Annotated in this window: 26 protein-coding genes; 25 read left to right on the top strand and 1 reads right to left on the bottom strand. The window is 50.6% G+C overall.

The features are described from left to right. The first annotated feature begins 6 nt into the window (after positions 1 to 6). The 15 genes from ACTHTJ_RS04870 to ACTHTJ_RS04800 all read left to right on the top strand — a co-directional run bounded on the left by ACTHTJ_RS04870 (position 7) and on the right by ACTHTJ_RS04800 (position 15,459). On the top strand, positions 7 to 600 hold the full coding sequence (locus ACTHTJ_RS04870) for an NADH-quinone oxidoreductase subunit C (protein ID WP_002258030.1): 594 nt from the start codon (positions 7 to 9) through the stop codon (positions 598 to 600). Next, a complete protein-coding gene (gene nuoD, locus ACTHTJ_RS04865) occupies positions 590 to 1,846 on the top strand; it encodes an NADH dehydrogenase (quinone) subunit D (protein ID WP_070584424.1) in 1,257 nt (418 codons plus the stop codon). The genes ACTHTJ_RS04870 and nuoD overlap by 11 nt, the downstream gene beginning before the upstream one ends. Then, entirely contained in the window at positions 1,846 to 2,319 is a 474-nt protein-coding gene (nuoE, locus tag ACTHTJ_RS04860) for an NADH-quinone oxidoreductase subunit NuoE (RefSeq protein WP_070584421.1), read from the top strand. The genes nuoD and nuoE overlap by 1 nt, the downstream gene beginning before the upstream one ends. A 95-nt stretch (positions 2,320 to 2,414) precedes the next feature. Next, a complete protein-coding gene (locus ACTHTJ_RS04855) occupies positions 2,415 to 2,999 on the top strand; it encodes an excalibur calcium-binding domain-containing protein (protein WP_070584420.1) in 585 nt (194 codons plus the stop codon). A 183-nt stretch (positions 3,000 to 3,182) separates the two neighbouring features. Beyond that, complete coding sequence (gene nuoF, locus ACTHTJ_RS04850; protein ID WP_070584419.1) at positions 3,183 to 4,478, top strand: NADH-quinone oxidoreductase subunit NuoF; 1,296 nt, start codon at positions 3,183 to 3,185, stop codon at positions 4,476 to 4,478. A 58-nt stretch (positions 4,479 to 4,536) separates the two neighbouring features. After that, a complete protein-coding gene (nuoG, locus tag ACTHTJ_RS04845; RefSeq protein WP_296184591.1) occupies positions 4,537 to 6,798 on the top strand; it encodes an NADH-quinone oxidoreductase subunit NuoG in 2,262 nt (753 codons plus the stop codon). Between the two features lie 2 nt (positions 6,799 to 6,800). Then, positions 6,801 to 7,877: an NADH-quinone oxidoreductase subunit NuoH gene (nuoH, locus tag ACTHTJ_RS04840; protein WP_002216340.1), complete on the top strand. Its 1,077-nt coding sequence runs from the start codon at positions 6,801 to 6,803 to the stop codon at positions 7,875 to 7,877. Between the two features lie 75 nt (positions 7,878 to 7,952). After that, positions 7,953 to 8,348 (top strand): GFA family protein, encoded by a 396-nt coding sequence (locus ACTHTJ_RS04835; protein WP_003676990.1) that lies wholly within the window; start codon positions 7,953 to 7,955, stop codon positions 8,346 to 8,348. A 55-nt stretch (positions 8,349 to 8,403) separates the two neighbouring features. Next, complete coding sequence (gene nuoI, locus ACTHTJ_RS04830) at positions 8,404 to 8,883, top strand: NADH-quinone oxidoreductase subunit NuoI (RefSeq protein ID WP_002216341.1); 480 nt, start codon at positions 8,404 to 8,406, stop codon at positions 8,881 to 8,883. Positions 8,884 to 8,894: 11 nt separating this feature from the next. Continuing rightward, entirely contained in the window at positions 8,895 to 9,566 is a 672-nt protein-coding gene (locus tag ACTHTJ_RS04825; RefSeq protein ID WP_070584414.1) for an NADH-quinone oxidoreductase subunit J, read from the top strand. Then, positions 9,563 to 9,868, top strand: a complete 306-nt coding sequence (nuoK, locus tag ACTHTJ_RS04820) for an NADH-quinone oxidoreductase subunit NuoK (protein ID WP_003759427.1) — start codon at positions 9,563 to 9,565, stop codon at positions 9,866 to 9,868. The genes ACTHTJ_RS04825 and nuoK overlap by 4 nt, the downstream gene beginning before the upstream one ends. Positions 9,869 to 9,870: 2 nt before the next feature. Then, positions 9,871 to 11,895, top strand: a complete 2,025-nt coding sequence (gene nuoL / locus ACTHTJ_RS04815) for an NADH-quinone oxidoreductase subunit L (protein ID WP_070584412.1) — start codon at positions 9,871 to 9,873, stop codon at positions 11,893 to 11,895. Positions 11,896 to 11,990: 95 nt separating this feature from the next. Continuing rightward, on the top strand, positions 11,991 to 13,487 hold the full coding sequence (locus tag ACTHTJ_RS04810) for an NADH-quinone oxidoreductase subunit M (protein WP_070584411.1): 1,497 nt from the start codon (positions 11,991 to 11,993) through the stop codon (positions 13,485 to 13,487). 9 nt (positions 13,488 to 13,496) lie between these two features. After that, positions 13,497 to 14,939 carry an NADH-quinone oxidoreductase subunit NuoN gene (gene nuoN / locus ACTHTJ_RS04805; protein WP_070584409.1) on the top strand — a complete coding sequence of 481 codons (1,443 nt, stop codon included), beginning with the start codon at positions 13,497 to 13,499 and terminating at the stop codon, positions 14,937 to 14,939. A gap of 220 nt (positions 14,940 to 15,159) precedes the next feature. Further along, entirely contained in the window at positions 15,160 to 15,459 is a 300-nt protein-coding gene (locus ACTHTJ_RS04800; RefSeq protein ID WP_003686671.1) for a DUF2818 family protein, read from the top strand. An 85-nt stretch (positions 15,460 to 15,544) separates the two neighbouring features. On the opposite strand, the gene ACTHTJ_RS04795 is transcribed toward ACTHTJ_RS04800, so the two are convergent. After that, positions 15,545 to 15,997 carry a hypothetical protein gene (locus ACTHTJ_RS04795; RefSeq protein WP_036493924.1) on the bottom strand — a complete coding sequence of 151 codons (453 nt, stop codon included), beginning with the start codon at positions 15,995 to 15,997 and terminating at the stop codon, positions 15,545 to 15,547. A gap of 577 nt (positions 15,998 to 16,574) precedes the next feature. Here ACTHTJ_RS04795 and frr point away from each other — a divergent pair. The 10 genes from frr (at position 16,575) to fabZ (ending at position 26,982) form a co-directional block, all read left to right on the top strand. Next, positions 16,575 to 17,132, top strand: a complete 558-nt coding sequence (gene frr, locus ACTHTJ_RS04790) for a ribosome recycling factor (RefSeq protein ID WP_049332978.1) — start codon at positions 16,575 to 16,577, stop codon at positions 17,130 to 17,132. 57 nt (positions 17,133 to 17,189) lie between these two features. Then, a complete protein-coding gene (locus ACTHTJ_RS04785) occupies positions 17,190 to 17,936 on the top strand; it encodes an isoprenyl transferase (protein ID WP_070584408.1) in 747 nt (248 codons plus the stop codon). A 5-nt stretch (positions 17,937 to 17,941) separates the two neighbouring features. Continuing rightward, on the top strand, positions 17,942 to 18,736 hold the full coding sequence (locus tag ACTHTJ_RS04780; protein ID WP_070584406.1) for a phosphatidate cytidylyltransferase: 795 nt from the start codon (positions 17,942 to 17,944) through the stop codon (positions 18,734 to 18,736). 33 nt (positions 18,737 to 18,769) lie between these two features. After that, positions 18,770 to 19,519, top strand: coding sequence for an SIMPL domain-containing protein (locus tag ACTHTJ_RS04775; RefSeq protein ID WP_070584405.1), 750 nt, complete (start codon positions 18,770 to 18,772; stop codon positions 19,517 to 19,519). Between the two features lie 117 nt (positions 19,520 to 19,636). Next, the gene (gene ispC / locus ACTHTJ_RS04770; RefSeq protein WP_070584403.1) at positions 19,637 to 20,818 is read left to right on the top strand and encodes a 1-deoxy-D-xylulose-5-phosphate reductoisomerase; all 1,182 of its coding nucleotides are present in this window, start codon (positions 19,637 to 19,639) and stop codon (positions 20,816 to 20,818) included. Between the two features lie 131 nt (positions 20,819 to 20,949). Further along, the gene (gene rseP, locus ACTHTJ_RS04765; RefSeq protein WP_070584401.1) at positions 20,950 to 22,290 is read left to right on the top strand and encodes an RIP metalloprotease RseP; all 1,341 of its coding nucleotides are present in this window, start codon (positions 20,950 to 20,952) and stop codon (positions 22,288 to 22,290) included. Positions 22,291 to 22,293: 3 nt separating this feature from the next. Then, a complete protein-coding gene (gene bamA / locus ACTHTJ_RS04760; protein ID WP_440360797.1) occupies positions 22,294 to 24,696 on the top strand; it encodes an outer membrane protein assembly factor BamA in 2,403 nt (800 codons plus the stop codon). 111 nt (positions 24,697 to 24,807) lie between these two features. After that, the gene (locus tag ACTHTJ_RS04755) at positions 24,808 to 25,317 is read left to right on the top strand and encodes an OmpH family outer membrane protein (protein ID WP_070584397.1); all 510 of its coding nucleotides are present in this window, start codon (positions 24,808 to 24,810) and stop codon (positions 25,315 to 25,317) included. A gap of 101 nt (positions 25,318 to 25,418) precedes the next feature. Next, a complete protein-coding gene (gene lpxD, locus ACTHTJ_RS04750) occupies positions 25,419 to 26,459 on the top strand; it encodes a UDP-3-O-(3-hydroxymyristoyl)glucosamine N-acyltransferase (RefSeq protein WP_070584396.1) in 1,041 nt (346 codons plus the stop codon). Positions 26,460 to 26,532: 73 nt separating this feature from the next. After that, on the top strand, positions 26,533 to 26,982 hold the full coding sequence (gene fabZ / locus ACTHTJ_RS04745; RefSeq protein ID WP_003681704.1) for a 3-hydroxyacyl-ACP dehydratase FabZ: 450 nt from the start codon (positions 26,533 to 26,535) through the stop codon (positions 26,980 to 26,982). Positions 26,983 to 26,988: the final 6 nt, after the last annotated feature.

The following is a 26,988-nucleotide window of genomic DNA, read 5'->3' as shown; positions in this document are numbered from 1 at the left end:
GACGATATGGCAAGCATTCAAAACTTATACGAGACCGTCATCGGCGTGCTTGGCGATCAGGCAAGCAAAGTCATTTCAGCTTTGGGCGAGATTACCGTCGAGTGTCTGCCCGAACACTATATTTCCGTCATGACCGCATTGCGCGACCATGAAGAGCTGCATTTCGAGCTTCTGGTTGACTTGTGCGGTGTCGATTACAGCACTTACAAAAACGAAGTATGGCAGGGCAAACGCTTTGCCGTCGTCAGTCAGCTGCTTTCCGTTAAAAACAATCAACGCATCCGCGTACGCGTCTGGGTTTCAGACGACGACTTCCCCGTAGTCGAATCCGTCGTCGATATTTACAACAGCGCGGATTGGTACGAACGCGAAGCCTTCGATATGTACGGCATCATGTTCAACAACCACCCGGACTTGCGCCGCATCCTGACCGATTACGGTTTCGTCGGACATCCGTTCCGCAAAGACTTCCCGATTTCCGGTTATGTTGAAATGCGTTACGACGAAGAGCAAAAACGCGTGATTTACCAACCTGTTACCATTGAGCCGCGCGAGATCACGCCGCGTATCGTCCGTGAGGAGAATTACGGTGGCCAATAAATTAAGAAACTACACCATCAACTTCGGCCCGCAACACCCTGCGGCGCACGGCGTATTGCGTATGATTTTGGAGTTGGAGGGCGAAACCATCGTCCGCGCCGACCCACATATCGGCCTCCTGCACCGCGGTACTGAAAAACTGGCTGAAACCAAAACCTATCTGCAAGCCCTGCCCTATATGGATCGCTTGGACTACGTTTCTATGATGGTCAATGAGCAGGCGTATTGTTTGGCAGTAGAAAAACTTGCCGGTATCGATGTACCTATCCGCGCCCAATATATCCGCGTGATGTTTGCTGAAGTAACGCGCATCCTCAATCACTTGATGGGCATTGGTTCGCACGCCTTCGACATCGGCGCGATGACCGCCATCCTTTACGCCTTCCGCGACCGCGAAGAGCTGATGGACTTATACGAAGCCGTGTCCGGCGCGCGTATGCACGCAGCCTACTTCCGTCCCGGCGGCGTTTACCGCGACCTGCCCGACTTCATGCCCAAATACGAGAGCAGCAAATTCCGCAACGCCAAAGTATTGAAGCAGCTCAACGAATCCCGTGAAGGCACCATGCTCGACTTTATCGACGCCTTCTGCGAACGTTTCCCGAAAAACATCGATACACTCGAAACCCTCCTGACCGACAACCGTATTTGGAAACAGCGTACCGTCGGCATTGGCGTTGTCACTCCTGAGCGCGCCATGCAAAAAGGCTTTACCGGCGTGATGTTGCGCGGTTCCGGCGTAGAATGGGACGTGCGTAAGACACAGCCTTACGAAGTGTACGACAAAATGGATTTCGACATCCCAGTTGGCGTCAACGGCGACTGCTACGACCGTTACCTCTGCCGTATGGAAGAAATGCGTCAATCCGTACACATCATCAAACAATGTTCCGAGTGGTTGCGTGTCAATCCAGGTCCGGTCATTACCACAAACCACAAATTTGCTCCGCCCAAACGTACCGAAATGAAAACAGGTATGGAAGACCTGATTCACCATTTCAAACTCTTTACCGAGGGTATGCACGTTCCCGAGGGCGAGACCTACACCGCTGTCGAACATCCGAAAGGCGAGTTCGGCGTTTACATCATTTCAGACGGCGCAAACAAACCCTACCGCCTGAAAATCCGCGCACCCGGCTTCGCCCACCTGCAAGGCATGGACGAAATGGCAAAAGGCCACATGCTGGCCGACGTCGTTGCCATCATCGGTACGCAGGACATCGTATTCGGGGAGGTTGACCGATAATGTTATCCGCAGAATCCTTAAAACAAATTGATATTGAGTTGGCAAAATATCCTGCCGACCAACGCCGATCCGCTATTATGGGCGCATTGCGTATTGCCCAGACCGAAAAAGGCTGGCTCGCTCCCGAGACCATCGCCTTTGTCGCAGACTATATCGGCATCTCGCCTGCACAAGCCTACGAAGTCGCTACTTTCTACAATATGTACGACCTTGAGCTTGTCGGCAAATACAAACTGACCGTTTGTACCAACCTGCCCTGCGCCCTGCGCGGCGGTATGGCTACCGGCGAATACCTCAAACAAAAACTCGGTATCGGCTACGGCGAAACCACGCCTGACGGCAAATTTACCCTTGTTGAAGGCGAATGCATGGGCGCATGCGGCGACGCACCGGTCATGCTGGTTAACAACCACAGCATGTGCAGCTTTATGACCGAAGAAGCGATTGAGAAAAAATTAGCAGAATTAGAATAGATCGTCTGAACATATTCGGTTTGTAATCAAACTTACTAGTTATTCCAAAATTTTAAATTGTGATTTAAAAGTAACAATAAAAAGGGAAGCGGTTAATGAAAGGGATAATTGTTAAGTGGGATGATGAAAAAGGTTATGGTTTTATACGGATAGATGGTAGTAAACAAGAAATTTTCTGCCATATTTCTGACTTTTCCCAAAGAAGCCCTCGTCCTGAACTTAATGAGGCGGTTGGCTTTGAGGTATCTGCTAACGGAAAAGGAAAAAATGTTGCTAAACAGATTCGTTACTTGAATCGTGAGGCAAGAGATTTTAAGCGGAATCATAACCATCGTTCGAGTGCAAAGAAAAAATCATTTTTTGCCTTAGATACGTCGTCTTCCATATTGACGAAATTGGTAGGGTTGGCACTTTTTGGGTTAATTGGTTATCAGATATATCAATTCGCCGCAGCAAAATTAGCCCCTAAACAAACTAATGCACCAGTAGAGCTTAATGATCCAGCTACGATACAAGCTAAAAAAAGCAATAGTAATAAATATCGTTGTGATGGCAGGCAATATTGTTCTCAGATGGTGTCATGCGAAGAGGCTAAATGGTTTTTACAGAATTGTTCTGATACCAAAATGGATGGTGATGGTGATGGGATTCCATGTGAAGATAAATGCGGTGGATGGTGATAACTTCAGCAAAGTAGACTAGGTCTATAACCATGAAAACGAAATACAAGGTCGTCTGAAATATCAACTTTAGTGAATCAACATATTTTATTTTAGACGGCATAGAGTCGATATACAAAGGTATATTAGGCCGTCTGAAAACAACGGCTGCAACCTATACGAAAACAAACAGGCACACCAAAAATGGCTATTTACCAATCAGGCGTGATTTTTGACCAAGTGGATACCGCCAATCCCGATTGCTGGACATTGGACGAATACGTCAAACGTGGCGGTTATACCGCCCTGCGTAAAATCCTGTCCGAAAACATCTCGCAAACCGATGTGATTGACGAAGTCAAAACCTCCGGCTTGCGCGGTCGTGGCGGTGCGGGCTTCCCGACCGGTTTGAAATGGAGCTTTATGCCCCGTTCCTTCCCGGGCGAAAAATATGTAGTTTGCAACACCGACGAAGGCGAGCCGGGTACATTTAAAGACCGCGACATCATTATGTTCAATCCTCATGCCCTGATTGAAGGCATGATTATTGCCGGTTACGCGATGGGTGCGAAAGCCGGCTACAACTACATCCACGGCGAAATTTTCGAAGGCTACCAACGTTTTGAAGCCGCTTTGGAGCAGGCTCGTGCCGCAGGCTTTTTGGGTAAAAATATTTTGGGTTCGGATTTTGGATTTGAACTCTTTGCCCACCACGGCTACGGCGCATATATTTGCGGCGAAGAAACCGCATTGCTCGAATCGTTGGAAGGCAAAAAAGGCCAGCCGCGCTTTAAACCGCCATTCCCTGCTTCGTTCGGCCTGTACGGCAAACCGACCACCATCAACAATACCGAAACGTTCTCCTCCGTCCCCTTCATTATCCGTGACGGCGGACAGGCATTTGCCGATAAAGGTATTCCGAATGCAGGCGGTACCAAATTGTTCTGTATTTCCGGCCATGTCGAGCGTCCGGGCAACTATGAAGTGCCATTGGGTACGCCGTTTGCCGAAGTCCTGAAAATGGCGGGCGGTATGCGCGGCGGCAAAAAACTCAAAGCCGTCATTCCCGGCGGTTCGTCCGCGCCAGTTTTGCCTGCCGATATCATGATGCAGACCAATATGGACTATGACTCGATTTCCAAAGCGGGCTCGATGTTGGGTTCCGGCGCGATTATCGTCATGGACGAAGACGTGTGCATGGTCAAAGCCCTTGAGCGCCTGAGCTACTTCTACTACGACGAGTCTTGCGGCCAATGTACGCCTTGCCGAGAAGGTACGGGCTGGCTTTACCGCATCGTCCACCGCATCGTAGAAGGCAAAGGCCGCATGGAAGACTTGGATTTGCTGGATTCTATCGGTAACCAAATGGCAGGCCGCACCATCTGCGCCCTTGCCGATGCCGCTGTCTTCCCAGTTCGCAGCTTTACCAAGCATTTCCGTGATGAGTTTGTGCATTACATCGAACACGGCGGACCGATGAAACCGAATAAATGGTGCTAAGTTTTCAGACGGCCTCTAAAAGAATTATTTATTAAATACCCGTAACTAGGAACGAACCATGTTACAAATCGAAATCGACGGCAAACAGGTATCTGTGGAGCAGGGCGCGACGGTAATTGAAGCCGCGCACAAGCTCGGTACTTATATCCCGCATTTCTGTTACCACAAAAAACTTTCCATCGCCGCCAACTGCCGTATGTGTTTGGTGGATGTGGAAAAAGCCCCCAAACCTCTGCCCGCCTGTGCCACGCCGGTTACAGACGGCATGATTGTGCGTACGCATTCGGCAAAAGCCCGAGAGGCGCAAGAAGGCGTGATGGAGTTCCTGCTCATCAACCATCCGCTTGATTGTCCGACCTGCGACCAAGGCGGCGAATGTCAGTTGCAGGATTTGGCGATGGGCTACGGCAAAACCACCAGCCGTTATACCGAAGAAAAACGTTCCGTCGTCGGCAAGGACATGGGGCCTTTGGTTTCCGCCGAGGAAATGAGCCGTTGTATCCACTGTACCCGTTGCGTTCGTTTCACTGAAGAAATCGCCGGCGTGCAAGAAATCGCTATGGCCAACCGCGGCGAACATTCCGAGATCATGCCTTTTATCGGCAAAGCGGTGGAAACCGAATTGTCAGGCAACGTCATCGATTTGTGTCCTGTCGGCGCATTGACCAGCAAACCGTTCCGCTTCAACGCGCGTACTTGGGAGCTAAACCGCCGCAAATCCGTTTCCGCCCATGATGCTTTGGGCAGCAACCTGATTGTGCAAACCAAAGACCATACCGTCCGCCGTGTGTTGCCGCTGGAAAACGAAGCCATCAACGAATGCTGGCTGTCCGACCGCGACCGTTTTGCCTACGAAGGCCTGTATCACGAAAGCCGTCTGAAAAACCCGAAAATCAAACAGGGCGGCGAGTGGATGGACGTGGATTGGAAAACCGCGTTGGAATATGTCCGCAGCGCGCTTGAATGTATCGCCAAAGACGGCAACCAAAACCAAGTCGGCGTTTGGGCCAATCCGATGAATACGGTTGAAGAGCTGTATCTGGCCAAAAAACTCGCCGACGGCTTGGGTGTTAAAAATTTTGCCACCCGCCTGCGCCAACAAGACAAACGTCTTTCAGACGGCCTTAAAGGTGCGCAATGGTTGGGACAAAGCATTGAATCTTTGGCTGACAACGATGCCGTGTTGGTAGTCGGAGCGAACTTACGCAAAGAACAGCCGCTCCTGACCGCCCGCCTGCGCCGTCCCGCCAAAGACCGTATGGCCTTGAGCGTATTGGCCAGCAGTAAAGAAGAATTGTTTATGCCGCTTCTGTCTCAAGAAGCCGCACATCCCGACGAGTGGGCAGGCCATCTGAAAAACCTGTCTGCTAATGCGGAACACGCCGTTACCGCCAGCCTGAAAAACGCTGAAAAAGCAGCGGTGATTTTGGGCGCGGAAGTGCAAAACCATCCTGATTACGCCGCCATTTATGCCGCCGCGCAAGAGCTGGCAGACGCAACTGGCGCAGTGCTGGGCATCTTGCCGCAAGCCGCCAACAGCGTTGGTGCGGATGTCTTGAATGTAAACTCCGGCGAGAGCGTTGCCGAAATGGCAAACGCGCCGAAACAGGCAGTCTTGCTGCTCAACGTCGAGCCTGAAATCGATACGGTTGACGGTGCAAAAGCCGTGGCCGCGTTGAAACAGGCGAAAAGCGTGATGGCGTTTACACCGTTTGTCAGCGAAACGCTGTTGGACGTGTGCGACGTATTGTTGCCGATTGCGCCGTTTACCGAAACATCAGGCAGCTTCATCAATATGGAAGGCCGTCTGCAATCTTTCCACGGCGTGGTACAAGGCTTCGGCGATTCGCGTCCGATGTGGAAAGTGTTGCGCGTATTGGGCAACCTGTTTGACCTGCAAGGTTTTGAATACCACGATACCGCCGCGATTCTGAAAGATGCGCTGGATGCGGAAAGCCTGCCGTCCAAACTGGACAACCGCAGCACATGGACAGGGGAGGGCGTTCAGACGGCCTCAGACCGCCTCGTCCGTGTCGGCGGCGTCGGTATTTATCACACCGATTCTATCGTGCGCCGTTCCGCACCGTTGCAAGAAACCAGCCATGCCGCTGTGCCCGCCGCGCGTGTAAATCCAAATACTTTGGCACGCTTGGGCCTGCAGGACGGACAAACCGCTGTCGCCAAACAAAACGGCGCAAGCGTATCGGTTGCTGTCAAAGCCGATGCCGGTTTGCCTGAAAACGTGGTGCATCTGCCGCTGCATACCGAAAATGCCGCGCTGGGTGCGTTGATGGACACTATTGAACTGGCGGGAGCTTGATCATGCAAGAATGGTTCCAAAACCTCTTTGCCGCAACGCTCGGTCTGGGCGATTTGGGTATCACCGTAGGCTTGGTGGTATCCGTCATCGTCAAAATCGTGATTATCCTGATTCCGCTGATTCTGACCGTTGCATACCTGACGTATTTCGAACGTAAAGTCATCGGCTTTATGCAGCTTCGTGTTGGCCCGAACGTGACCGGCCCGTGGGGTCTGATTCAGCCGTTTGCCGACGTGTTCAAACTCTTGTTTAAAGAGGTAACCCGTCCGAAGCTGTCAAACAAAGCCCTGTTCTACATCGGCCCGATTATGTCGCTTGCTCCGTCTTTTGCGGCGTGGGCAGTGATTCCGTTCAACGAAGAATGGGTGCTGACCAATATCAATATCGGCCTTTTGTACATCCTGATGATTACCTCGCTGTCGGTTTACGGTGTGATCATCGCGGGCTGGGCTTCCAACTCCAAATATTCGTTCTTGGGTGCAATGCGTGCTTCCGCACAAAGCATTTCCTACGAAATTGCCATGAGTGCTGCGCTGGTGTGTGTCGTGATGGTATCGGGCAGTATGAACTTCTCCGACATCGTTGCCGCACAAGCCAAAGGTATTGCCGGCGGTTCGGTATTCTCTTGGAACTGGCTGCCGCTCTTCCCCATCTTCATCGTCTATCTGATTTCCGCCGTTGCCGAAACCAACCGCGCGCCGTTTGACGTAGCAGAGGGCGAATCTGAAATCGTTGCCGGTCACCACGTTGAATACTCCGGCTTCGCATTCGCGCTGTTCTTCCTTGCCGAATACATTTTCATGATTCTGATTGCCGCGCTGACATCGCTGATGTTCCTCGGCGGCTGGTTGTCTCCGTTCCCGCAAAGCTGGGGCTTTATCGGTACGCCTTCCGCATTCTGGATGTTCGTGAAAATGGCGGCGGTTCTGTACTGGTATCTTTGGATCCGTGCAACTTTCCCACGCTACCGTTACGACCAAATCATGCGCTTGGGCTGGAAAGTGCTGATTCCGATCGGCTTCGCCTACATCGTGATTTTGGGCGTGTGGATGATTTCACCGCTGAATTTGTGGAAATAGGGCAGGGAGCCCGTCTGAAAGTTTTCAGGTAGCCTGAACCCCAAATTTTTAACCGTTTCAAACCGAGAGAAACCGATGAAAGCTCAATGCCTGTGCGGCGCAGTATCACTGGAAACCGCCGAAAACCGCGAACTCCACGCCTGCCATTGCGGGAAATGCCGCACATGGGGCAGCGGCGCGTCTTTTACTTTGGCCGCCCGGTCGCCCGAAATCACAGGCAGCGAGCACATCGCGCATTATCAGTCGTCCGAATGGGCGCAACGCTGTTTTTGCAAACACTGCGGCACACACCTGTTTGTGCAGGTTGGCAACGATTATTACATCAACGCCGGGCTGTTTGCCGACAACGCGGGCTTTGAAACTACCTCACAAATCTTTATTGATTGCAAAGCTCCGTATTATGACTTGGCCAACGATACCCCGAAGCTGACCGAAGCCGAGTTTTTAGAAATGGTGGGCGCGGCAGGTTAAAAAAACCGCTTTCAGACGGCCTGTAAACAGAACAATCCGAAAAGAGCATCCGAAAATGGCTAATTTAGTAAAAACCTTCCTGCTGGGCGAATTGGTGAAAGGCATGGGCGTAACGCTCAAAAACTTCTTCGCCCGCAAAGACACGATTTACTTCCCCGAAGAAAAAACGCCGCAATCCGTGCGTTTCCGCGGCCTGCACGCGCAACGCCGTTATCCGAACGGCGAAGAGCGCTGTATTGCGTGTAAATTGTGCGAGGCAGTTTGTCCGGCAATGGCGATTAACATCGAATCGGAAGAACGCGAAGACGGCACACGCCGCACCAAGCGTTACGACATCGACCTGACCAAGTGCATCTTCTGCGGTTTCTGCGAAGAGGCCTGCCCGACCGATGCGATTGTGGAAACCCATATTTTTGAATACCACGGCGAGAAAAAAGGCGACTTGCACATGACCAAGCCGATTCTTTTGGCAATCGGCGACAAATACGAAGCTGAAATCGCCAAACGCAAAGCCGCTGACGCGCCGTATCGTTAAGGAGCAGACGAATGACTTTTTCCGCGATTCTGTTCTATATTCTTGCCGCCATCGTTTTATACGGTGCGGTTCGTACCGTTACCGCTAAAAACCCCGTGCACGCCGCTTTGCATCTGGTGCTGACCTTCTGCGTGAGCGCGATGCTTTGGATGCTGATGCAGGCCGAATTCTTGGGCGTGACGCTGGTGGTGGTTTACGTCGGCGCCGTGATGGTGTTGTTCCTGTTCGTCGTGATGATGTTGAACATCGACATTGAGGAAATGCGCGCCGGTTTCTGGCGTCATGCGCCTGTTGCCGGTGTGGTCGGCACATTGTTGGCAGTTGCCCTGATTCTGATTCTGGTCAACCCGAAAACCGACCTGGCCGCATTTGGTCTGATGAAAGACATTCCGGCCGATTACAACAATATCCGCGATTTGGGCAGCCGTATTTATACCGACTACCTGTTGCCGTTTGAATTGGCGGCGGTATTGCTGCTGTTGGGTATGGTGGCCGCGATTGCGCTGGTTCACCGTAAAACTACCAATCCGAAACGCATGGATCCTGCCGACCAAGTTAAAGTACGTGCCGATAAAGGCCGTATGCGTCTGGTGAAAATGGAAGCCGTGAAACCACAAACCGAATCTGCGGAAGAAAACGAAGTTTCAGACGACCTCAAGCCGAAAGAGGAGGGCAAAGCATGATTACCTTGACGCATTATTTGGTATTGGGCGCGCTCCTGTTCGGTATCAGCGCGATGGGCATCTTTATGAACCGCAAAAACGTGCTGGTATTGTTGATGTCCATCGAGCTGATGCTTTTGGCGGTAAACTTCAACTTTATCGCCTTCTCGCAACATTTGGGCGATACTGCCGGACAGATTTTCGTATTTTTCGTACTGACCGTTGCTGCTGCCGAATCTGCCATCGGTTTGGCGATTATGGTATTGGTGTACCGTAACAGAAAAACAATCAACGTTGCCGATTTGGATGAGTTGAAAGGGTAATCATGAACGACATGACTTTATATTTGGTAATTGCCCTTGTGCCTTTGGCAGGCTCGCTGATTGCGGGTTTGTTCGGCAATAAAATCGGACGTGCCGGCGCGCATACGGTTACGATACTCGGCGTGGCGGTGTCCGCCGTGCTGTCGGCTTATGTGCTGTGGGGCTTTATCGACGGCAGCCGTGCCAAGTTTGACGAGAACGTCTATACCTGGCTGACAATGGGAGGTTTGGATTTCTCCGTCGGCTTCTTGGTCGATACGATGACGGCGATGATGATGGTCGTGGTAACGGGCGTGTCGTTGATGGTGCATATCTACACCATCGGCTATATGCATGATGAAAAAGTCGGCTACCAACGCTTCTTCAGCTATATTTCTTTGTTTACTTTCAGCATGTTGATGCTGATTATGAGCAACAACTTCATCCAGCTCTTCTTCGGCTGGGAGGCTGTGGGCTTGGTGTCGTATCTCTTGATCGGTTTCTATTTCAAACGTCCAAGCGCAACATTTGCCAACCTGAAAGCCTTTTTGATCAACCGTGTCGGCGACTTCGGCTTTTTGCTCGGTATCGGCTTGGTGCTTGCCTATTTCGGCGGTAGCTTGCGCTATCAAGATGTATTCGCTTATCTGCCTAATGTTCAGACGGCCACTATCCAACTGTTCCCCGGTGTGGAATGGTCTTTGATTACCGTAACCTGTTTGCTCCTGTTTGTCGGTGCGATGGGTAAATCGGCACAATTCCCACTGCATGTCTGGCTGCCTGATTCGATGGAAGGCCCGACTCCGATTTCTGCATTGATTCATGCCGCAACCATGGTTACCGCCGGTCTGTTCATGGTATCGCGTATGTCGCCGATTTATGAGATGAGCAGCACTGCGCTGTCTGTCATCATGGTAATCGGTGCGATTACCGCCTTGTTTATGGGTTTCTTGGGCGTGATTCAAAACGACATCAAACGTGTGGTTGCGTATTCCACCCTGTCGCAACTGGGCTACATGACCGTGGCTCTGGGCGCGTCTGCCTATTCCGTGGCGATGTTCCATGTGATGACTCACGCTTTCTTTAAAGCCTTGTTGTTCTTGGCCGCAGGTAGCGCGATTATCGGTATGCACCATGACCAAGACATGCGCCACATGGGTAACCTGAAAAAATACATGCCGATTACTTGGCTGACCATGCTGATCGGTAACTTGTCGCTGATCGGTACGCCATTCTTCTCCGGCTTCTATTCTAAAGATTCGATTATCGAAGCAGCGAAATACAGCACCCTGCCGGGTAGCGGCTTTGCTTATTTTGCCGTCCTCGCCAGCGTGTTTGTTACTGCGTTCTACGCGTTCCGCCAATACTTTATGGTGTTCCACGGCGAAGAGAAATGGCGCAACCTGCCTGAGCATCATGACGATCATCATGGCGAAGAACATCACGGCTTGGGCAAAAACGACAATCCGCACGAAAGCCCGCTGGTTGTTACCCTGCCTTTGATTTTGCTGGCCATTCCGTCCGTCATCATCGGCTATGTTGCCATCGAGCCTATGCTTTACGGCGATTTCTTCAAAGACGTGATTTTCGTCAACGCCGACGCGCATCCGACTATGCACATCATGAAGGAAGAGTTCCACGGCGCATTGGCAATGGTGTCGCACAGCCTGCATTCGCCTGTACTCTACCTCGCTATCGCAGGTGTCTTGAGCGCATGGCTTTTGTACGTCAAACTGCCGCACCTGCCTGCGAAAATTGCACAGGCGTTCCGTCCGGTTTACGTTTTGTTTGAAAACAAATACTACCTCGACGCCCTGTATTTCAACGTCTTCGCTAAAGGCACGCGCGCATTGGGTACTTTCTTCTGGAAAGTCGGCGATACCGCCATTATCGACAACGGTATTGTCAACGGCTCCGCCAAACTGGTTGGCGCGATTGCCGCGCAAGTGCGTAAAGCCCAAACCGGCTTTATCTACACCTATGCCGCCGCTATGGTATTTGGCGTATTGGTACTGCTCGGCATGACCTTCTGGGGATTGTTCCGATAGGAATAAGGTTTTAGACGGCCTTAAACCTTCAGGCCGTCTGAAACGAAGAAATATCCACATAAACACATTTTTATTTTAACCACAGGTTAACCACTATGTTTTCCAACTACCTACTCAGCTTGGCAATATGGATACCCATCGCCGCAGGTGTGCTGGTTTTGGCGACCGGTAAAGACAGCCGTGCGCCGCTGGCGCGTGTGCTTGCCTTCATGGGTGCGCTTGCCGGTTTCTTGGTAACGCTGCCCCTGTTTACCGGTTTCGACCGTTTGAGCGGCGGCTATCAATTTACCGAGTTCCACGAGTGGATTCCGCTTCTGAAAATCAACTATGCATTGGGCGTGGACGGTATTTCAGTGCTCTTTATCATCTTGAATGCGTTTATTACGCTGTTGGTGGTATTGGCCGGTTGGGAAGTCATTCAGAAACGTCCGGCGCAGTATATGGCGGCATTCCTGATGATGTCGGGTTTGATTAACGGTGCGTTTGCTGCGCAGGATGCAATTCTGTTTTATGTGTTCTTCGAGGGTATGCTGATTCCGCTGTACCTGATTATCGGTGTATGGGGCGGCCCGCGTCGCGTCTATGCGTCGGTCAAGCTGTTCCTCTATACGCTGATGGGTTCACTCTTGATGCTGGTTGCTATGGTTTACCTGCACTATCAGACAAACAGCTTCTCTATTGTTGATTTCCAAAACATCAAACAGATTCCGTTGGGCGTACAACAGCTTTTGTTTGTAGCGTTCTTCCTGTCATTCGCCGTAAAAGTGCCGATGTTCCCTGTGCACACTTGGTTGCCGGATGCCCACGTTGAAGCGCCGACCGGCGGTTCGATGGTGTTGGCGGCAATTACGCTGAAACTGGGTGCGTATGGTTTCTTGCGCTTTATCCTGCCGATTATGCCGGATGCGGCACGCTATTTCGCCCCTGTAATCATTGTATTGAGCCTGATTGCCGTGATTTACATCGGTATGGTGGCTTTGGTGCAAACCGATATGAAAAAACTGGTGGCGTATTCTTCCATCAGCCATATGGGTTTTGTCACTTTGGGTATGTTCCTGTTTGTGAACGGCCAATTGAATGATTGGGCATTGAAAGGTGCAATCATTCAAATGATTTCCCACGGTTTTGTGTCTGCCGCGATGTTTATGTGTATCGGCGTGATGTACGACCGCCTGCATACTCGCAATATTGCCGATTATGGCGGCGTGGTCAATGTGATGCCTAAGTTTGCGGCGTTTATGATGTTGTTCGGTATGGCCAATGCCGGTCTGCCTGCGACTTCCGGCTTCGTGGGCGAGTTTATGGTGATTATGGGCGCGGTTAAAGTGAATTTCTGGGTAGGCGCTTTGGCTGCCATGACCCTGATTTACGGTGCGTCTTATACCCTGTGGATGTACAAACGCGTTATTTTTGGTACGATCCACAATCCGCACGTTGCCGAAATGAAAGACATCAATTGCCGCGAATTTGCGATTTTGGCAATTTTGGCGGTTGCTGTATTGGGCATGGGTCTGTATCCGCAAGCGTTTATCGAAGTGGTGCATCAAGCGGCAAACGATTTGATTGCCCATGTGGCACAAAGCAAGATTTGAGGTGTGTAAATGAACTGGTCTGATTTGAATTTAATGCCCGCCATGCCCGAAATCGTGCTGCTTGCGCTATTGGGTGTCGTATTGCTGGCAGACTTGTGGATTTGCGATAAAAACCGCTATTTGACCCATCTGATGAGTTTGGGAACGGTCATTATTGTGGCTATTACCCAATTGGCGGTATGGGAGCAGGGCAGTGTCGATGCCTTTCACGGTATGTATATTGCAGACGGCATGTCCTGTTTGGCAAAACTGGTGCTGTATGCACTGACGTTTGGTCTGTTTATTTACAGTAAACCGTACAATCAAGACCGCCAAATCTTTAAAGGCGAGTTTTACACCCTGTCATTGTTTGCCCTGTTGGGTATGAGCGTTATGGTCAGCTCGGCACATTTCCTGACTGCGTATATCGGTTTGGAATTGTTGTCTTTGTCGCTGTACGCCATGATTGCCCTGCGCCGCGATTCCGGCCGCTCTGCCGAGGCTGCGCTGAAATACTTCGTATTGGGCGCGTTGGCCTCCGGTTTGCTGCTCTATGGTATTTCTATGGTTTACGGCGCCACCGGTTCCCTTGATTTTGCTTCCGTCTTGGCTTCTGCTTTCAATGAGCAGGCCAATGAATGGTTGTTGAAATTGGGTATGGTGTTTATTGTGGTCGCCATTGCATTTAAATTGGGTGCGGTTCCATTCCATATGTGGGTGCCCGATGTGTACGATGGTGCGCCGACCTCTGTTACCGCCTTTGTGGGTACTGCTCCGAAAATCGCCGCCGTTGTCTTTGCGTTCCGTATCCTTGTTACCGGCATGGGTACCATACATTCAGACTGGGCGCCGATGTTGGCCATTCTTGCCGTTGCTTCTTTGGTGGTCGGTAACCTTGCTGCCATTATGCAAACCAATATCAAACGTATGCTTGCCTATTCCACCGTATCGCACATGGGCTTTATCCTGTTGGCGTTTATGGCAGGCGCGGTCGGCTTTACCGCAGGTTTGTATTACGCCATTACCTATGCTGTGATGGCGGCAGTCAGCTTCGGTGTTTTGATGGTATTGTCTACCAAAGACATTGAGTGTGAAGAAATCAAAGACCTCGCTGGCCTTAACCACCGCCATGCATGGTTTGCCTTCTTGATGTTGCTGTCCATGTTCTCCATGGCAGGTATTCCGCCGCTGATGGGCTTTTATGCCAAGTTCGGCGTGATTATGGCGCTCTTGAAACAAGGCTATGTTTGGTTGTCAGTGTTTGCCGTCATCATGTCTCTGATTGGCGCGTTCTACTACCTGCGCGTGGTCAAAGTCATCTACTTCGATGCGCCTGACCATGACCAGCCGGTCGGCAGTAACTATGCCGCTAAATTTGTCCTGACGGTCAATGCCTTCCTGCTGCTCCTCTGGGGTATCATGCCGCAAACCGTTATCGACTGGTGTGCCAAAGCATTGGAAAATACCCTGTAAGCTTCAAACAAAACCAACGGCGGCTGTTCCAAAGTCGCCGTTTTTGTTAGGATTCGCATTCGGATGAAATATACCCAAAGTTCAGACGGCCTCAAGCCTTTGAACAATCATCAAGCAGGTATCATCAAGATATTGAATATCCCACGGATAATGATGGGCAAGAATGCCCATTTAACATGTTAAAATCACACGCAGGCCGTCTGAAAACAGAAAGACCATCATGACCGCATCCATGTACATTCTTCTGCTGTTGGCACTTATCTTTGCCAACGCACCATTTATTACCACCAAATTCTTCGGCATCATCGCCCTGAAACGCAAACACATCGGCCATCACTTGATCGAATTGTTGGCAGGCTTCCTTCTTACCGCGATTCTCGCCTATATCCTCGAATCGCGCGCCGGAGCCGTACATGCCCAAGATTGGGAGTTTTATGCGACCGTTGTCTGCCTCTACCTGATTTTTGCCTTCCCATGCTTCGTATGGCGTTACTTTTGGAATGAGCGGAATAGAGAGTAGGATTTGAATAAGGAAAAGGCCGTCTGAAAGATTTTCAGACGGCCTTGTATTTGAGAATGTAGGTGGCAATGACTACATCTTTGAGTTAGGTAGATATGGATTCAATAAAGACTTTATCTTCTTTTTGGATAAAAGTAGCGGAGAGACAATAATCTGTCTCATAAACACATCCCATAATTTTGACTTTATTTTTGTTTTTCCATTCAATACCGGCAACAATGGTCTCCAAAGGATAGTCTTTAGTTTCTGAGAAAGGCGTTACAGAACGAGATTTTGGTAATTGTGCCATTGTTACGGTTGTTTTGGGTATGCCGTTTTTTAAAATGGGAAACCAAAGAAAAGGGATGGACTCACCTTTCTTTTTATTCCATTGAGCAGAATATTTGCTAAAAGCAGTAATGGCATCGCTTAGTCCCCCTTGGTAAAAGCATCTTTGGCTTTCCCCAATCATTTCTTCTACGGGCTTTTTACAATGTAAGTTTCCAGCCAAAGAAAAAGAGGGGAGGATGAATAGAACTGTAAAAATAAGTTTTCGCATAATTAATACCCCGTATTTAGAGTCAGAAGACTGATGGAAAAGATAGAAAAGGCTTTTTTCATTTTTTATCTCTCAATGGTTGAATGAAATATAAGTCTTTAAAAGTGATTAAAAAGAAATCTCATATCGAGATTTCTTTACGTAGTTATGTGTAACATTTGCAAACATTGTAACATAGTAAATTCAATGCTACAGTTATTTGATATGTTTAATCAATTTAGATAATTGGTCATTATAACCGATTATCGGTATATTTCCCGAGGAAATTCATTTCGATTGAAAAGAGTAGAGTTGTTTATATCTATTAGCAATAAAATTCGTTCTTTGTGTGGATGGAAACAATGGTCTCAAGATAGAAGCTTAGTTTCCAAATAAATTCAGGAAAAGGCCGAGTTGATGTAGTTGCTTGAAACAATAAAGGCCGTCTGAAAGATTTTCAGACGGCCTTTATTTTGTTTGATGTTAAATATCGGTTAGAAAACAAGGATGTTGGGGCGTAAAGCCTTGTCGTGGGGGCGGTTTAACGGTACTATTCTCGGTTAATCCTGTTTTATTCCTATGAAATTGAAAGTATAAGATGATTAATGATATTCAAAAGACAGCTGAAGGCAAAATGCAGCGTTCTCTGGAAGTATTGAAAGACAATTTGGCTAAAGTGCGTACCGGCCGTGCGCATACCGGCCTGCTTGACCAAGTGGAAGTGGAATACTGGGGCAGCATGGTGCCTGTGAGCCAAGTAGCGAATGTGACGCTTTTGGATGCGCGTACGATTGGGGTGAAACCTTTCGAGAGCAATATGGCTTCAAAAGTTGAGAAAGCGATCCGTGATTCCAACTTGGGCCTGAACCCTGCTTCTGTCGGCGATTTGATCCGTGTCCCTATGCCTATGTTGACTGAGGAACGCCGTAAAGATTTGATCAAAGTGGTACGCGGCGAGGCGGAAGAAGGCCGTGTGTCTATCCGCAATGTGCGCCGTGATGCAAACGACCACATCAAGAAATTGTTGAAAGACAAAGAGATTTCTGAAGATGAAGCCCGCCGCGGCGAGGAAGCGGTTCAGAAGTTGACCGACAAATACATTGCTGAGGCAGACAAGCTCTTGGCTGCCAAAGAAGAAGATTTGATGGCGATTTAATCCTGTGTGCAAACCGTTCAGACGGCCTTTGGACGGTTTGCTCCTTGAAAGGCAGACATGAAAAGCAGTACGCAGACGATTTTGGAACACTCTGCCATCCCCCGACATATTGCTGTGATTATGGACGGCAACGGACGTTGGGCAAAGAAGCGTTTTCTTCCCCGTGTGATGGGGCATAAGCGCGGCTTGGATGCGCTGGAGAACATGGTGAAGCATTGTGCTGAACTGGGTGTGCAGTATTTGACCGTGTTTGCTTTTTCGACTGAAAACTGGCGACGCCCCGAGGAAGAAGTTTCTTTTCTGATGGGGCTGTTTTTGCAGGCTTTGCAAAAGCAGGTGCGCCGTTTGCACGATAACAATATGCGCTTGAGGGTCATCGGCAGCCGCGAGCGGTTTAATGCTGAAATCCTGAAGGGGATTGAGGCGGCCGAGGCGTTGACGGCAAATAATACCGGTTTGACTTTGAGCATTGCCGCCGATTATGGCGGCCGCTGGGATATTTTGCAGGCGGCAAATCAGTTGATTGCTGAGGGAGTCACTGAGATTACGGAAGAGGCGTTGTCGCGCTATTTGATGTTGGGCGATGCACCCGAGCCGGATTTGTTTATCCGAACCGGCGGCGAGACGCGCATCAGTAATTTCCTGCTGTGGCAGATGGCGTATGCAGAATTGTATTTTACGGATACGCTGTGGCCTGATTTTAATGAGAAATCGCTGAATGAAGCGATTGTTTCGTTCCAAAAACGGGAACGCCGCTTCGGGCGGACTTCCGAACAGCTGCCGGTTGAGCAGCAACGGGGTTGAGAACTATGTTGAAACAACGGATTTTGACGGCGCTGTGGCTCTTGCCGCTGATGCTGGGTATGCTGTTTTATGCACCTATGTGGCTGTGGGCGGCGTTTTGCGGCCTGATTGCCATGCTGACTTTGTGGGAATATGCCCGCATGAGCGGCTTGGACAAGCTGAAAATCAATCATTATTTGGCGTCAACGCTGGTGTTCGGCGTGATTGCTTATGCCGGCGGTTGGCAGCTGCCTGATTTGGTTTGGTATGTCGTATTGGCGTTTTGGCTGATTGTCATGCCTTGGTGGCTGAAAGCGAAATGGAAGCTAAACGGCGGCTGGCAGGCTTACACGGTCGGTTGGTTGTTGGTGATGCCGTTTTGGTTTGCACTGGTTTATCTGCGCCCTCAGCCTGAAGACGCGCTGTCTTTATTGGCGATTATGGGCTTGGTGTGGGTGGCCGATATTGGCGCGTATTTCTGCGGCAAGTCGTTTGGTAAGCACAAAATTGCGCCGACCATCAGTCCGGGTAAAAGCTGGGAAGGTGCGATCGGCGGCGCATTATGCGTTGCTGTGTACATGACCATCGTATGGAAAGCCGGTTGGCTGGCTTTTGAAGCCGGTTGGTTCAAAACGATTTTGATCGGCTTGATTCTGACCGTGGTCAGCGTGTGCGGCGATTTGCTGGAAAGCTGGCTCAAACGTGCGGCCGGTATCAAAGACAGCAGCAATCTGTTGCCGGGGCACGGCGGCGTGTTCGACCGTGTGGACAGCCTGATTGCCGTTATCAGCATTTATGCCGCCTTTGTATATTTGTTTTAAACCGCCTGTCTCACATTGTTGAGGGAGCTGATTATGTCCGAACAAAAACAGATTTCATCTTTATCGATCTTGGGCGTATTGTTGGCACTGGGATTGATGGCTGCGGCGTTTATTTTGGGCGTGCAGTTTAAAAATCTGCGCCAACCGGGGACGATTACCGTAAAAGGTTTGGCGGAGAAAAACTTCCAATCCGACAGCGCAACGTGGAATACGGGCGTGAACGCGCACGGCGAGAGCTATCAGGAAGTTTTGGATTTGCTGACGGCAAGACGCAAGAAGCTGTCTAAATTTTTGGGCGAGCAAGGCTTTACGGCGGCTGAAATGAAAGTGGGACTGCCCGAAGTGTCGCGCGTTTTCAATGAAACCCGCGATGAACTGGGCAACGTAACCCGCACGCCCAACGGCTACGATGGCGACCTCAATATTGTGGTCAACACCAAAAAACTGGACAAAATCCAAGCCGCCCAGCGTGCCATTTTGCATTTCCGTGCGCAAAACGAATTTATCCGCTTCGACAATCCTCAATATTTGCTGGGCAATTTGGAAACCATCAAACGCGATTTGATTACGCAGGCGACTGAGGATGCGCAGAAACGCGCGGCCGAATTTGCCAAAACCGGCGGCGGCAAAGTGGGCGCCATGCGTTCTGCTTCGCAAGGTTCGTTCAATATCTATGCCGACACCGGCAGCAGCGAGGACGACGAGTACGGCGGTTCTTACGATAAAAGTACCGTCGGTAAACAAGTCCGATTGGTTGTTACCATCGAATACGGCATTGAGTAATTCTTTCAGACGGCCTTTGTAGCTGGGAGGCAAAAGGCCGTCTGAAAATTGGAAACGGCAAAGAAATTTATTTCAAATACACTAAATACCGTTTGCACAGCACATAAAGAACACACCATGACACAACAAGTTCTGACCATATTAGGCAGTACCGGCAGCATAGGCGAAAGCACTTTAGACGTTGTTTCCCGCCATCCCGAAAAATTCCGCGTGTTCGCGCTGGCAGGGCATAGGCAGGTGGACAAGCTGGCGGCACAATGCAAACAGTTCTGTCCGGAATATGCTGTTGTCGGCGATGCCGGTCATGCGGCCGAGCTGGAAAAGAAACTCAAACAAAAAGGCATCAGTACGCAGGTTTTATATGGTGCTCAAGCCCTGATTGATGTGGCTTCTGCCGATGAAGTCAGCGGCGTAATGTGTGCCATTGTCGGCGCGGCCGGCTTGCCGTCGGCTTTGGCCGCCGCTCAAAAGGGCAAAACCATTTATCTGGCCAACAAAGAAACGCTGGTGGTTTCCGGCGCATTGTTTATGGAAACCGCCCGTCAAAACGGCGCCACCGTCTTGCCGATTGACAGCGAACACAACGCCATCTTCCAAGTATTGCCAAGGGATTACACAGGCCGTCTGAATGAGCACGGTATCAATTCGATTATCCTGACCGCATCGGGTGGCCCGTTCCTTAACACCGATTTAAGTACATTTGATAGCATTACGCCCGAGCAGGCGGTCAAGCATCCGAATTGGAGTATGGGGCGAAAAATTTCCGTCGATTCCGCGTCAATGATGAATAAGGGCTTGGAGTTGATTGAGGCGCATTGGCTGTTTAACTGTCCGCCGGAAAAACTGGAAGTCGTCATTCATCCGCAATCTGTGATACACAGCATGGTGCGTTATCGCGATGGTTCGGTATTGGCGCAGTTGGGTAATCCCGATATGCGTACGCCGATTGCTTATTGCTTGGGCCTGCCCGAACGTATCGATTCCGGCGTGGGTGAGTTGGATTTCGGCGCATTGTCCGCATTGACCTTCCAAAAACCTGACTTTGACCGTTTCCCATGTCTGAAATTTGCCTATCAGGCCATGAATGCAGGCGGCGCCGCGCCTTGCGTGTTGAACGCTGCCAACGAAGTTGCCGTGGCCGCTTTTTTAGATAAACGCATCAAGTTTACCGATATTGCCAAAGTCGTTGCCCACTGCCTTGCCCAAGATTTTTCAGACGGCCGTCACGATATCGAAGGCCTGTTGGCGCAAGACGCGCAAACACGCAGACAGGCAGAAGCCTTTATCGGCAAACAATAAAGCTTCAATGACAGGCCGTCTGAAACGCCAACCGCTTGGCATTTAGGCAGACAAAATGGAACAACTGCCTTTATAATCGGTTTTCAGACGGCCTTATCCGTTGCTCATCACATTCCACTCAGGGGATTTTTTTGCAAACCTTTTTAGCCTTTATCGTCGCCATTCTGATTTTGGTCAGCCTGCATGAGTTCGGACACTATATTGTTGCCCGCTGGTGCGGCGTTAAAGTCGTGCGCTTTTCTGTTGGCTTCGGTAAGCCCTTTTTCACTCGAAAACGCGGCGATACCGAGTGGTGTCTTGCCCCGATTCCGCTGGGCGGTTACGTTAAAATGGTCGATACGCGCGAAGGCGAGGTGGCGGAAGCAGATTTGCCGTACGCCTTTGACAAGCAGCATCCGGCCAAGCGCATCGCCATTGTCGCCGCCGGCCCTTTGACCAATTTGATTTTGGCCGTTTTGCTTTACGGTTTGAGCTTTTCCTTCGGCGTAACCGAGTTGCGCCCCTATGTCGGCATGGTCGAGCCTGCCAGTATTGCCGCCAAAGCAGGTTTTCAGGCAGGCGATAAGATTGTTTCGGTCAACGGAATTGCCGTTAAAGACTGGAGTGATGCGCAAACCGAGATGGTGCTGAACCTTGAAGCCGGTCCTGTAAAAGTCGCCGTTCAGACGGCCTCAAATACCCAAACCATCCGCATAATTGATGCCGCCGGCACGCCTGAAGCAGGTAAAGTTGCGAAAAACCAAGGCAACATCGGCCTTTTGCCTTTTAGAATTACTAACCGCATCGGCAAAGTCTTGGCCAATAGTCCGGCCGAAAAAGCAGGTTTGAAGGAAAACGACAAACTGCTGACCGCCGATGGGAAGCCCATCGAAAGCTGGCAGGCATGGACGGAACTCTTCCGCGCCAGCCCCGGCAAACGAATCGAACTGACTTACGAGCGCGACGGTAAAATACTGGCGACCGCTATCCGGCCGGACAGCGTTGAGCAGTCGGCAGGTGTGCTGGTGGGTAGAGCAGGGCTCGCCGCCCAGGCGGATAAAGAGTGGGATAAAACCATCCGCTACCGTTATACGCCTTCCGTTGCCCAAGCCTTTGAATTGGGTTGGAACAAAACTGTCAACTATTCGTGGACGACCCTCAAATTTTTCGGAAAACTGGTTACAGGCAATGCCTCTTTAAACCATATTTCCGGTCCCCTGACCATTGCCGATGTCGCCGGACAGTCCGCCAAACTCGGATTGCAGAGCTACCTCGAATTTCTGGCCTTGGTCAGCATCAGCTTAGGCGTGTTGAACCTTTTGCCCGTGCCCGTTTTAGACGGCGGACATCTGGTTTTCTATACCGCCGAATGGATACGCGGAAAGCCTTTGAGCGAGCGCATACAGGCAGCCGGCCTGCGCTTCGGACTGGCAGCCATGCTTTTGATGATGGCTGTGGCTTTCTTTAATGACATCAACCGTTTGTTTGGATAATTTATGAAACTGAACCAGATTGCTTCCGCTTTAATGGTATTGAGCCTGTCCCCACTGGCATTGGCTGACTTTACCATTCAGGACATCCGCGTCGAAGGCCTGCAACGCACCGAGCCGAGTACCGTCTTCAACTACCTGCCCGTTAAAGTCGGTGATAATTTCAATGATGCGCGCAGTGAAGAAATCATCAAAAAACTCTACGCAACCGGTTTCTTTGACGACGTACGCGTCGAGACCATGGACAATCAAGTCCTGCTGACCGTGATTGAGCGTCCGACCATCAGCTCGCTCAATATTACTGGCGCGAAAATGCTGCAAAACGATGCCATCAAGAAAAACCTTGAAGCATTTGGTTTGGCGCAATCCCAATACTTCAACCAAGCAACGCTGAACCAAGCCGTTGCCGGTTTGAAAGAAGAGTATTTGAGCCGTGGCAAACAGTCTGTCCAAATCACTCCGACCGTAACTAAACTCGCCCGCAACCGCGTGTCTATCGATATTGCCATCGAAGAGGGCAAATCTACCAAGATTACCGATATTTCCTTTGAAGGCAACGAAGTTTATTCCGACCGCCGCCTGCTGAAACAAATGTCCCTGAGCGAAGGCGGCATGTGGACTTGGATCACTAAGAGCAACCAGTTCAATGAGCAAAAATTTGCTCAGGACATGGAAAAAATCACCAATTACTACCAAAACAACGGCTACTTCAACTTCCGTATTTTGGATACCGACATCCAAACCAACGAAGACAAAACTAAGCAAACCATTAAAGTAACCGTCAGCGAAGGCGACCGCTTCCGTTGGGGTAATGTACGCATCGAAGGCGATACGCTGGAAGTGCCGAAAGAAGATTTGGAAAAACTGCTGACCATGAAGCCGGGCAAATGGTACGAGCGCGCGCAAATGTCCAATTCGCTCGAAGCCATTCAAAACCGCATGGGTCAGGCAGGTTACGCATTCAGCGAAATCAATGTCCAACCGATTCCAAATGCCGAAACGCATACCGTTGATTTTGTACTGACCGTTCAACCGGGCCGCAAAATCTATGTAAACGAAATCAACATTACCGGTAACAACAAAACCCGTGACGAAGTCATCCGCCGCGAGTTGCGCCAAATGGAATCGGCGCCTTACGATTCTGCCAAACTGCAACGTTCTAAAGAGCGCGTTGAGTTGTTGGGCTACTTCGACAACGTTCAATTTGATGCGGCTCCTGTGGCCAATACGCCTGACCAAGTCGACCTGAACATGAGCCTGACCGAACGTTCTACCGGCTCGCTCGACTTGAGCGCAGGTTGGGTTCAGGATACCGGTTTGGTGATGTCTGCCGGCGTGGCTCAAGACAACCTGTTCGGTACGGGTAAATCCGTTGCCTTGCGTGCTTCCCGCAGTAAAACCACAGTAAACGGCTCATTGTCGTTTACCGACCCATACTTCACACCTGACGGCGTAAGCTTGGGCTACGACCTTTACGGCAAGACTTACGACCCGCGTAAAGCTTCTTCCAGCGCGAAACAGTATAAAACCACGACTTTCGGCGGCGGTTTGCGTATCGGTATTCCGGTTACCGAATATGACCGTGTGAATTTCGGTTTGGCCGCAGAGCGTCTGACCGTGAATACCTACAAAGGCGCGCCTAAACGCTATGCCGACTTTATCAACCAATACGGTAAAGGCGACGGCAGCGGCGTGGGTAGCTTCAAAGGCTGGTTGTACAAAGGTACCATCGGCTGGGGCCGCAACAAAACCGACAATGCCTTGTGGCCGACTCGCGGTTACCTGACTGGCGTAAACGGTGAAATCGCCTTGCCGGGCAGCGACCTGCAATACTACACCCTGACCCATAACCAAACTTGGTTCTTCCCGTTGAGCAAAGATTTCACATTGATGCTGGGTGGCGAAGTCGGTTATGGCAACGGCTACGGCAAAACCAAAACCATGCCGTTCTTTGAAAACTTCTACGGCGGCGGCTTAGGTTCTGTCCGCAGCTTTGAAAGCGGTACGTTGGGCCCGAAAGTCTATGACGAATACGGCGAGAAAATCAGCTACGGCGGTAACAAAAAAGCCAACGTTTCCGCAGAGTTGCTCTTCCCGATGCCGGGGATTAAAGACTCACGTACCGTCCGTCTGAGCCTGTTTGCCGATGCAGGCAGCGTGTGGGACGATAAAACCTACAACGACAGCAGCAGCAATTCTTATTACACCAATGGCGCGCTCCAAAACGTGTACGGCGTAGGCACAACGCACAAATCGACATTTAAAAACGAATTGCGTTACTCTGCCGGTGCTGCCGTGACTTGGCTCTCTCCGCTGGGTCCGATGAAGTTCAGTTATGCTTATCCGATTAAGAAAAAAGAAGGCGACGAAATCCAACGCTTCCAATTCCAACTCGGTACGACATTCTGATGATGTTTAGGCCGTCTGAAACCGGGTTTGTCCGTTTCAGACGGCCTCATGGCAGATTGGCGGCAAGCTTATTGCAAACCGCTCGTTTGTTTTCAAGCAAGGATTTTTATCATGAGTAAAATAGCCGACACCCTCCGTGTCCTCGCCGTAGCCCTGCCGGGTTTCGTGCTGTTGCCGCAAGCGGCGGCGGATGGAGTGCAGAAAATCGGTTTTATCAATACCGAGCGCGTTTATCAGGAATCCAAGCAGGCGCAAAACATTCAGATGACTTTGGAAAAAGAGTTCAAAAGCCGTCAAACCGCCTTGCAAAAGCTGCAGCAGGAAGGCGAGGCTTTGGAGCGAAAACTGAGCGGCGACAAGCTCAGCGACAGCCAAAGGGAAGCGGAAACCCAAAAATGGCGCAATCTGGTACAAAAATTCCGCAAACAGCAGACCGAGTTGGCTGAAGACTACAACTTGCGCCGCAATGAAGAATTCGCCGCGCTCCAGCAAAATGCCAACCGCGTCATCGTCGATTTAGCCAAACGCGAAGGTTATGACTTCATCTTGCAGGACGTGATTTACGTCAACGGCCGCTACGACATTACCGACAGCGTTATTAAAGCCCTAAATGCTCACTGACCCTGCTCGGCAGCGAATGTAACCATACAGACAAACCTAAGGCCGTCTGAAACCCAAACCGGCATCTTTCAGACGGCCTGACATCTTGACGGCAGATTATCATGACTTCACAAGCATACACCCTGTCCCAAATCGTTTCCCAACTCGGCGGCGAATGGAAAGGCGAAGACATCGCCATTACCGCCGTCCGTCCGTTGGATCAGGCGCAGGCAGAACACATCAGCTTTTTGGCTAACCCGAAATACAAAGCCGAAGTACACGACAGCCAAGCAGGCGCAGTGATTGTGTCGCCGAAAGCCGCAGATGAATTTGCGGGCCGCAACCTGATTGTGGCTGCCGACCCTTATCTTTATTTTGCCAAAGTGGCACGATTGTTCTCGCCGATTGTCAAAGCACAGGGCGGCATACATCCGACTGCCGTTATCGAGGCCAGCGCCAAAGTACCGGCAAGCTGCGAAATCGGCGCGAATGCCTATATCGGCGCGAATACCGTATTGGGCGAAGGCTGCCGTATTTTGGCCAATGCCGTTGTTCAACACGATTGCACGTTGGGCGATGAAGTCGTATTGCATCCCAACTCCGTCATCTATTACGGCTGCACTTTGGGCAACCGTGTCGAAATCCACAGCGGCGCCGTCATCGGCGCGGACGGTTTCGGCTTAGCCTTCGCCGGCGATTCATGGTTTAAAATTCCGCAAACCGGCGCAGTCACGCTGGGCGATGATGTGGAAATCGGTTCGAACACCAATATCGACCGTGGCGCAATGAGCGACACGACCGTCGGCAACGGCACCAAAATCGACAACCAAGTCCAAATCGGCCACAACTGCAAAATCGGTTCGCACACCGTTATCGCCGCCAAAACCGGTATTTCCGGCAGCGTCACCATCGGCAATTATTGCATTATCGGCGGCGGCGTCGGCACGGTCGGACACATCGAAATCGCCGATAAAACCACCATCGGCGGCGGTACATCAGTTACCCACAGCATTACCGAAAGCGGCCAGCATCTGGCCGGTATTTTCCCGATGTCGGGCTACAAAGACTGGGCGCGCAATGCCGTTTATATCCACCGTTTGAGCGAAATGAACAAACGCCTCAAAACGCTGGAAAAACAGCTTGCCGACAGCGACGAAGCCTAAAGGCGGCGCAAACAGTCCGCGCCCCGCATCCGAATACGTTTAAACCCAATACAAATAAGGAAAGACGAACATCATGGACGTACAACTCCCGATCGAAGCCAAAGACATTCAAAAACTTATCCCACACCGTTATCCGTTTTTGCAACTCGACCGCATTACTGCGTTCGAACCGATGAAAACCCTGACTGCGATTAAAAACGTCACCATGAACGAGCCGCAGTTCCAAGGCCACTTTCCCGACCTGCCCGTGATGCCTGGCGTGTTGATTATCGAAGCCATGGCGCAAGCGTGCGGCACACTGGCCATCCTCAGCGAAGGCGGCCGCAAAGAAAACGAATTCTTCTTCTTCGCCGGTATCGACGATGCCCGTTTCAAACGCCAAGTCATCCCCGGCGACCAACTGGTTTTTGAAGTCGAGCTGCTGACCAACAAACGCGGTATCGGCAAATTCAACGCCGTTGCCAAAGTCGACGGCCAAGTTGCCGTTGAAGCCGTGATTATGTGCGCCAAACGCGTGGTGTAAGAATGG

Origin of the sequence: Neisseria sp. P0018.S001, from assembly GCF_051957355.1 — a bacterium.
GTDB classification, from domain to species: Bacteria; Pseudomonadota; Gammaproteobacteria; order Burkholderiales; family Neisseriaceae; genus Neisseria; species Neisseria subflava_A.
Note: the sequence above shows the minus strand (reverse complement) of the source record. Positions and strands in the feature narration are given on the sequence as shown.